Raw genomic sequence first — 2,326 nt, 5'->3', positions numbered from 1 at the left:
CTTCAACGTACTTTTGTAAGCCCCCGATCCCCCGAAGGTTGACCCATGCCGAAGCCCGTCATCGTCAGTGCTGTCCGGACCGCCATCGGGACGTCGTTCAAAGGCTCGTTGGTCAACACTCCACCCGAGATCCTCGCCACGACCATCCTGCAAGAAGCAGTCCGACGAGCCGGAGTTGAGACGGCCGACATCGACGATGTGATCTTCGCCGAATCGCACTACGGTGGAGGCGATCTCGCGCGTTACGCGGCGGCGGCCTCAGGCATGGTTTCGGTACCAGGTCAAGCCGTCAACCGGCATTGTGCGGGCAGCCTCACCGCGGTAGCCAATGCGGCCGCACAGATCGGTTCCGGCGTGGAGCGTGTGGTCGTCGGCGGCGGAGTGCAGTCGTTGTCGATGACCCCGCTGATGAAGCAACGCATCCCTGGGCCGACGTTGGAATTCGTAGACCAGTGGCTCCCGCCCACCCATGTCGAGGCACCCGACGCCCCGACCCGCGACATGTCGATCACGGTGGGGTGGAACACCGCCCAGGCCGTCGGGATCAGCCGTGAAGAGATGGATGCGTGGGCGTTGCGGTCGCACCAGCGTGCGATCGCCGCGATCGACAACGGCGCCTTTCTCGATGAGATCGTCCCGCTGAAAATTCAAGGCGCCGATGATGCGCTGGTGGACTTCAGCGTGGACGAACATCCGCGGCGTGAAACCAGCATGGAGAAGCTGGCGTCGCTGAAAGTGCTGCATCCCGAGATCGACGGGTTCTCCATCACCGCCGGCAACAGCAGCGGCACGAACGACGCTGCGGCCGCGCTGACCTTGGCCGACGCTGACTTCGCCCAATCTGCTGGGCTGAGGGTGCTGGGCTCGGTCAAGACGTGGGCCTCTGCCGCCGTCGAACCACGCGATACCGGTCTCGGTGCGGTGCGGGTGATCGGCAAGGTGCTGGACCGGGCCGGTCTGGCCCCCGCCGACGTCACGTTGTGGGAGATCAACGAGGCGTTCGCCTCGGTGCCGATCGCTGCGTGCCGTGAGTATGGGCTCGACGAGGATCGGGTCAACGTCTACGGCAGTGGGTGCAGCCTGGGCCACCCGATCGCGGCCTCGGGTGCGCGGATGCTCACCACGCTGGTGTATGAATTGGGCCGCCGCGGTGGCGGGATCGGTGTGGCAGCGATGTGCGCGGGCGGCGGCCAGGGCGGCGCCGTCGTCGTCGAGGTCTAACCGGCTTCCTGACGCACGGCGATCAGCCGGCTTGCGTGCTCGAGGATGCAGTTCAGGCCGTACTCGAAGTTGATGTCGTCGGCGACGCCGAGCCGGTGACCTTTCTCGGTCAGTTCGGCGATCAGCGGCATGGTCTCGGCATCGATGACCGACGCCCCGTCACGGCGATACGGTTGCGCCCCGCCGGATTTGTCTTGCAGCCGTTCCAAAACCACCGCACCCTGGGTGTGCACCGAGATGCTGGCGTAGGTATCGAAGGCGTCCTCGGGCGATAGGCCCGCCTCCACGAGGGTCGCTACCGCTTTTTCCAGCTTCTGGAAGGCGGCCTGCGTTGCCTCGCGGCCGAAGGTGCCGCGGATCAGGATCAGATCGCACAGGATCGGATTGCTACGAAAGGTCTGGCGCATCTTTCGAGCGTGATTGCGTAGTGAGTCCCGCCAATCCTGGCCCTCGACGAACGGTGTTGCGAAGTCGTACTGGCCCAAGGCCCGATCGGTCATCGCGTTGAGCAGGTCGTCTTTTTTGCGGAAGTACCAGTAAATGCTCGTCACGCCGACGTCGAGGTGCTTGGCCAACAGCGGCATGCTCAAACCGTCAACCGATACTTCGCTGGCTACTTCAAACGCGCCGTTGACGATTTCGTCGACGCTGATCGATCCACGTTGACGGCGTTGCCGCTTGTCTGCGGCTGCCTGCCTGGCCAATTCGGCACCCTCCGATAGTTCGAACGGGTTATCGTATCAAATATCGTAAGGCTTCTGGTAATGGCTCACGGCGCATAGTGTGCCTCACGCGGTTAGCAGCGGCGCCATCCACGTCAATTCGGCGGGCAGCTGCGAGCTCCAGAACGAGGCATCGTGTCCGCCGGGCGAGAACCCGCCCGCCGGCGGATTGGGCAGCCCAGCCACGAACTGCTTTGTCGCGCCGTAGAACGGATCGCTGTTGCCGCAGTCGACCCTGATCGGGATCGACGCCAGCGCAGCCATGCCGAATACCGAATTGGCCGCGAAATCGCCGGGGCCGTCGAATGCGCCCGGCGCCGCCGCGCCGGACGATAGCCACAGCGCGGGGCTCACCGCGCAGATCGCCGCGGTGCGGGGCGCCC

Annotated in this window: 2 protein-coding genes and 1 pseudogene; 1 reads left to right on the top strand and 2 read right to left on the bottom strand. The window is 64.8% G+C overall.

Going from position 1 to position 2,326, the window contains the following annotated elements; genetic code table 11:
* Positions 1-45 precede the first annotated feature (45 nt).
* Positions 46-1,221, top strand: a complete 1,176-nt coding sequence (locus WBF82_RS19490) for a thiolase family protein (protein ID WP_424384585.1) — start codon at positions 46-48, stop codon at positions 1,219-1,221.
* On the opposite strand, the gene WBF82_RS19485 is transcribed toward WBF82_RS19490, so the two are convergent.
* Together WBF82_RS19485 and WBF82_RS19480 are read right to left on the bottom strand one after the other, a co-directional pair.
* On the bottom strand, positions 1,218-1,925 hold the full coding sequence (locus tag WBF82_RS19485; RefSeq protein ID WP_424384584.1) for a TetR/AcrR family transcriptional regulator: 708 nt from the start codon (positions 1,923-1,925) through the stop codon (positions 1,218-1,220). The two genes, WBF82_RS19490 and WBF82_RS19485, sit on opposite strands and share 4 nt — an antisense overlap.
* Before the next feature lie 84 nt (positions 1,926-2,009).
* Positions 2,010-2,326 (bottom strand): annotated as a pseudogene (locus WBF82_RS19480) (alpha/beta hydrolase); the annotation flags it as partial.

Origin of the sequence: Mycobacterium sp. (genome assembly GCF_049673265.1) — a bacterium.
GTDB lineage: Bacteria > Actinomycetota > Actinomycetes > Mycobacteriales > Mycobacteriaceae > Mycobacterium.
Note: the sequence above shows the minus strand (reverse complement) of the source record. Positions and strands in the feature narration are given on the sequence as shown.

Bases quoted from the DNA above. Each gene is read 5' to 3' on its own strand.
- WBF82_RS19490 (WP_424384585.1), top strand. From the start codon at position 46: ATGCCGAAGCCCGTCATCGTCAGTGCTGTCCGGACCGCCATCGGGACG.